At 38.1% G+C, this 6000-nt stretch carries 7 protein-coding genes; 4 read left to right on the top strand and 3 right to left on the bottom strand.

The genetic code is table 11. From position 1 onward, the window contains the following. The first annotated feature begins 117 nt into the window (after positions 1-117). Positions 118-657 (top strand): GNAT family N-acetyltransferase, encoded by a 540-nt coding sequence (locus tag BIV59_RS14040; protein ID WP_071352093.1) that lies wholly within the window; start codon positions 118-120, stop codon positions 655-657. 209 nt (positions 658-866) lie between these two features. On the opposite strand, the gene BIV59_RS14045 is transcribed toward BIV59_RS14040, so the two are convergent. Then, positions 867-1211 carry a DUF6176 family protein gene (locus tag BIV59_RS14045; protein ID WP_071352094.1) on the bottom strand — a complete coding sequence of 115 codons (345 nt, stop codon included), beginning with the start codon at positions 1209-1211 and terminating at the stop codon, positions 867-869. A 189-nt stretch (positions 1212-1400) separates the two neighbouring features. Here BIV59_RS14045 and BIV59_RS14050 point away from each other — a divergent pair, with 189 nt between their 5' ends. Continuing rightward, positions 1401-2360: an aldo/keto reductase gene (locus tag BIV59_RS14050; RefSeq protein WP_071352095.1), complete on the top strand. Its 960-nt coding sequence runs from the start codon at positions 1401-1403 to the stop codon at positions 2358-2360. 146 nt (positions 2361-2506) lie between these two features. Here BIV59_RS14050 and BIV59_RS14055 read toward each other — a convergent pair whose 3' ends face one another. Next, positions 2507-3076, bottom strand: coding sequence for a hypothetical protein (locus BIV59_RS14055; protein WP_071352096.1), 570 nt, complete (start codon positions 3074-3076; stop codon positions 2507-2509). Between the two features lie 444 nt (positions 3077-3520). Between BIV59_RS14055 and BIV59_RS14060 the strand changes: the two genes are divergently transcribed. Beyond that, positions 3521-3937, top strand: coding sequence for a DUF1284 domain-containing protein (locus BIV59_RS14060; RefSeq protein WP_071352097.1), 417 nt, complete (start codon positions 3521-3523; stop codon positions 3935-3937). A 57-nt stretch (positions 3938-3994) separates the two neighbouring features. Here the strand turns inward: BIV59_RS14060 and BIV59_RS14065 are convergent, their stop codons facing one another. Further along, positions 3995-5173, bottom strand: coding sequence for a YhgE/Pip domain-containing protein (locus tag BIV59_RS14065; protein ID WP_071352098.1), 1179 nt, complete (start codon positions 5171-5173; stop codon positions 3995-3997). A 168-nt stretch (positions 5174-5341) separates the two neighbouring features. On the opposite strand from BIV59_RS14065, the gene BIV59_RS14070 reads away from it, so the two are divergent. Then, positions 5342-5959, top strand: a complete 618-nt coding sequence (locus tag BIV59_RS14070; RefSeq protein WP_071352099.1) for a TetR/AcrR family transcriptional regulator — start codon at positions 5342-5344, stop codon at positions 5957-5959. Positions 5960-6000 lie beyond the last annotated feature (41 nt).

Raw genomic sequence — 6000 nt, forward strand, 5'->3', positions numbered from 1 at the left:
ATTCTATGCGATTGTACCGCTTTAAAAAAACCGACTCCAATAAAGTTGCTTTGAAATTTATGGTAAAATAAATTTAATTCTATTAAATGTCCTTTGCGGCAAAGAAAGGCGGACAACATGTTACATAGCGAAAAGATATACCTAAGACCCCTAACTGAAGCGGATGCCGGTGCGCTGCTAAATTTATTTGTCAAAAATAAAAGCTTTTTCGAGCCATTTTCCACTGAACGTAAAGAAGATTACTATACTTTAGAATTTCAAACAAAAGCTATTAACTCCTGGCAACAGCATTCAAAGGAAGATAAATCCTATCATTTTGGCATTTTCCTTGCTAAAAATAATACACTCATAGGAAATATCAATCTTTTCCAGGTACTTCGAGGCTCTCTGCAAAGTGCATTCATCGGATACTCTCTCAATAAAGATCATAACGGAAAAGGCTACACAACAATTGCTGCCAAGCTTGTGGTCCGATATGCTTTTACGGAACTTAAATTACATAGAATTGAAGCCGGCGTGATGCCCCACAACATCGGTTCCATCCGGGTATTGGAGAAGGCCGGTTTTCATAAGGAAGGGATTGCCATCAAGAATGTAAAAATTAACGGAAATTGGGAAGATCATCAGGTACTTGCCATTATTAATCCCAACGACTGATCATTAAAACATCACAGGCATAGGTTAGTCATATCCATAGAAAGATGAAGGATTTGTACTGTTTTCGTATAGATTGTTGCTTTCTTGAAACCCTCCGAAACATGTTGTTAGAATAGATTTCGGAGAGTTTTGATTTAGAAAAGTTTAATTGTGCAACGAGTAAAATACTCAGAAGTACATAAAAAAACCTCTAAACAGAGGTCTTAGTATTAATTCATACTGTTTTTCACGTTTGGGAGTATCATAACAACTTCAGTCTTCAAATCAATCGGCTTAAAAGTTCCGTCAATACATTCATTCCAAAATTCAATATGTTTTTTATCAATCCAATGTTCAGATTGCTCTACTTCTTGCCCGCCTTCACCTTGGACTGAATGCCAGTAGAGAAACTCATCACCGTTAAGATGCTCTCTGAAAATGGTCTCAACATACATTTTTTCACCCGCTAAGGTCACAAGAACATCTTTCATATGATCATTTAAGAATTTTAACCATTCATCAACTCGCTCCGTTTTACCTTTTTTAACCTTAAACCTTGTTAATTCAACTTTCATATTCCCCTCCTGCTAATCTTTAACATCTATTTAAATACAATTTTAACAGAATATTGAAATCCATAAATGTTACAACAAATAATATTCTTTAAAGAACAAAATGAACCATCCCGCCACAGCCCTAATTCCTTGAATCTCCCATTTAAAAGGACTATGCTTATGTAAAATAAACTGAGGGCTGGTGGGATCATGCAGTATAAAAAGCTTGGAAAAACCGGTTTGGAAGTCTCGAATTTATGCTTAGGCACGATGGCATTTGGCAGATGGATTGATGAAGATGCCTCACATAGCATTCTGGATACGGCTCTTGAAAGCGGCATTAATTTTGTGGATACAGCCAATTTTTACGGAAAAGGCCAGGATGAAGAATTCAAGCACGGCACGGGAGAAAGTGAAGAAATCATCGGGCGTTACCTGAAAGGAAAACGCGATCAAGTGGTTTTGGCAACAAAGGTCGGCATCCAGATGGGACGCGGCAAAAATGAACGCGGTCTTTCAAGGGTACATATCATGAACGAAATCGACAACTCCCTGCGCCGTTTACAGACGGATTATATTGATTTATATCAGGTTCATATTTTCGATGAAAGCACACCACTGGAAGAGACGCTTCGCACACTCGACGACATCGTCCGTCAAGGCAAGGTGCGATATATCGGCTGTTCCAACTATGCAGCATGGCAGATCGCCAAATCACACGGGATCAGTGACAGATTGAACCTTGAAAAGTATGTGTCTGTTCAGCCGCAATATAACCTGCTTTCACGGGAAATCGAACAGGAGCTTCTGCCATTTTCACAATCAGAAGGCGTCGGAGTCATGGTGTACAGCCCGATGGCAAGAGGCATGCTATCCGGCAAATACAAAAGCCCGAAAGATGCTCCAGCCGAAAGCCGCGCAGCACATGGCGAACAATTATTGAAAAAGTACTTTACAGCAGAAAACTTCAAAAAAGTTGGACAATACCGGGAAATCGCTGAGAAGAACGAAGTCAGCTTGTCACAGCTTGCCCTCTCATGGGTTCTCAACCAAGACGCTGTCACATCCGCCATCATCGGCGCAAGCAAAATCCACCATGTAACAGAAGCAGCAGAAATCAGCGACTGGAAATGGAATCAGGATATGCTTGATGATATCAATCGCATTTGAAAGAAGATACAGGGAAACCTCTCTTCTGGGGGACAAAAAGTTAAAAAAACATACAAAATAACAATAATTTAACACCTAAAAAAGCATCGGTTTTAGCACCGATGCTTTACTGTTTTTATTTGTTTTTCATCAAATCACAATTTTAACTATTCCTTTTTTAAGTTAAAACGAGTTATTTCTTTACCATCTAAAGTTACTATTAGAGAAGCATCTAAAGCATGATCCTTAAGTTTATTTAGCTTTTCTTTTGATGGAACTCTTAAAGGAACTTGTGGGTTTTCTTCGCTTACACCCAAATCGTAAGTTAAAATGTATTTCCCGTTTTTATTAGGAAGGATTTCCCCATTAAAAGAAGCTCCGTATCCTACACCCGTTTCTTTATATGAAGAGGGTTCAAAAAAATTAAAACCAACTGTTTCTTTGGATATAGCTGCTAATTTATCATTTGGTTCAATTTTTACTCGTAACCCCTTATCACCAATTCCTCCTATTTTTTCATTACCATTATTTTTGATTTCAAACTCATAATATAACGCCGTCGGTACAAGTTCCTGCCCTTTCATGTCACCTTCTGTTATACCTATTGCACCAACTTTGCTTTTATCATTAACAAAATCAACTTTTGATTTTACAAGTTCTAAAGATGATTTAGACGAGCAAGCTGTTAAAAGAATGAAAAGCAATATTAAGCCTGAGAGCATGATAAATCGTTTCATATTGTATCCCCCTTTTTTTATCCAACCTATACATAAATTTTATCATAACACTTCCATATTTTAGAAAAATTTTTCCCCTCAACTTCCTTTGGCTGCATTTGCAAAATAACCTTTATCTAACTAAGAAAAAACTATATAATCATAAACAAAATCACACGAAATACCACTGTACAATAGCTATTGTACAAGTATTTTTTTGTGCTGAAATTTGTGTTATTTTTGTTGCTGAAATTGCGCATCAATAGAACCCGTTAAAGGAAACCTGTTTCTTTTTTTAGATATTATGGCTTAGTTAATGTTATCCCTTTTAGGGTACTCCGAAGACAACAATACAAAAAACTTCCCAAATGTATCGGTGTGATATGTTAAGATAAATAATATATGTTAACCATTAACAATTTTAGTTAACACTTTAATTGAACCTAAAAACTGGGGAGGAGAAATATGTATAAGCTACGGGGTCATCATCTTTTTTGCCTTCTGGGCTATCGGGGAATGGGGTATTCCGAAGAATATGTGGAAAATATGACACGTTTGCATCAAACCTTAAGAGCTAAACCCAACACGTTAATTTTGCTTGTAAAGGGACCAGATCAACTTTGTGAAAAATATCCTAACTCAGGTAAATACCACTGTCAAGACGACAATATTTATGAAAAAGATGCGATTATTTTAGAAAAAATGGGGCTTAAAATCGGACAAATTCTGAGCTGGATGGACATTGAGGCCTCTATCCGAAAGTTTGTCGTCCCCTCGGACATCCAAACTGTCTGTAAAACTTGTTCCTGGCGTTCATATGGAGTTTGTGAGGAAGGGATTCAAGAAATTCATGAAGGAAAGCGCTTAAGGGAACTTCTCTAAATTTTATACATAACAAAGCCGTTTCCCTAAAAGAAAACGGCTTATTTCATTAGGCCTCTAATTTTTCGTGTTGTTTTTTGCCCAACTACGTTTTAAGGAAGATGCCAGTATGATTACAGTACTTGCTAACCCAATCCATACAAGTGCTGATACTGGAGAACTCCAAGTTAATCCTTTTCCAAAGAAGAACAATTCACGCAAACCTTGAATCATGAATCTCATTGGCAGCCAGGAATAAACCCAGTCCCGATAAAATGGAGACATCATTTCCGGGGCCATTGCAAGCAGTGGCGCACCAAAGAATAACAATAATCCAAATAGAGCTAAACTTCTGATTCCCAGCACGGAAAGGACCGCTGAAATCATAAGGAAAAAGCTAAAAGAAGTAATCGATAGAAATAAAGCTGTATCCGTAAATTGCGGTATATGAAGTCCCACCAGCCCATCTGCGAACCAAGTTAAACCAAACCCAACGACAAGTGAAATAATTGCCCCTATTACAATTTGCCCTAGCTTTGCGATAAGGTTCTCTTTTCGGTTTGTAATGGATACTTTACTGACAGCCATAAAGATAATAGCCGCACTTGCTAAGCTTCCTATCCATAATGGCTGAAATAAGGAAACAGGAGCATTTCCGTTCGCACTATTTGTACCAATTTCATTAACATTTGTCACTTTTTTTGATATAGGAGCCGCTAAAACAGCCGCTTGTTTTGCTGTTAATGTTGCTCCTTGCTTTTCAAATTCTTGGAGGATCTGCGTGCGAATGGTGCTGTTCATATTGTCATACACACCATTCAAGACCTGTCCCGCCATTGTTGAGGCAGCTGTATTCATTCCCTGATTGATATAAATTTGAACTTGGGGTGAAGCAGGTGCGGGTGTCCTTAATGATGCCTGTTTGGCACTAAAATCTTCCGGAATGACTAATGCTGCATAATATTTTTGATCATCCATTCCCTTTTGTGCTTCCTCTGCTGTTTTTACTTCAACCCATTTTACTGCAGGGTCTTCCCCTTTTGCTGATTTTGAAATTCCCCTCATCCTATCAACGATAATTTTCCCCATATTCATTTTTGGACCATTAGGAACTTGCACACCATTATCCCCATTTACGATGGCAATAGGCAGATTTTGGGGCTGTGGCTGGACTGATGGAAATAATGTTAATGAAAAAATAAAAATAACGGCCAATGCAATGATTGGTGACAGTAATACCAGTTTGTTTTTGAACATATTTTATCCTCCTTGGTTTCATGCTACAATAAATGAACAACCTGTTGTTTATTTACAATCAGATTATAAAGTGTAGTCAAGTGCTGTTTCAATAATCAAAAATGGCAGATGTGTTGGTTACGGAACATTAGTGATAAATGTGTTGGATAAAAGTAAGGAGGAAATAGCTTGCGGGATAGTAATACGGATTTACGGGTCATTCGGACAAAAGAATCCATCCGGGATGCACTTGTTGAATTGATCAATGAGAAAGGTTTTGAGGCCATTACGGTTAAAGACATAACCACTCGAGCAAAGATTAATAGGGGTACATTTTATGCCCACTACCAAGATAAGTTTGATTTAATCACAAAATGCGAGGAAGAGATTATGCTTGAGATGTCCAGACTCGCAAAAAAGAACTTTCCGGGTGTGATTGCCGCACTTAAAACCGACCCCTCGACTGCAACACCATTTGCCCTTGCCGTTTCCATATTTGAGTACCTGAATAAAAACAGTGGTTTTATGCAAGCAGTGTTAGGTCCAAAAGGCGATATATCTTTTCAGACAAGACTGAAAAATTTCATGTGGAAAACGCTCTTTGGGAATGATTCTGACGCACTTCTTAAGGAGGAACATTTACTTGTTCCAGGACAATACTTAGCTTCTTACGTTGCTTCTGCACATATAGGAGTCATCCAGCAATGGTTAGATAGCGGCAGGAAGGAATCACCCGAAGAAATGGCTCGCATCCTATCCACAATAACAGTAAATGGACCCTTTTTTGCATTCGGGTTGAATAAATAGTTCAGTAAAAGGGACAGTACCTTTGTAGTGACCCCTAAAAG

The organism is Bacillus sp. MUM 13, from assembly GCF_001866725.1.
GTDB lineage: Bacteria > Bacillota > Bacilli > Bacillales > DSM-1321 > Peribacillus.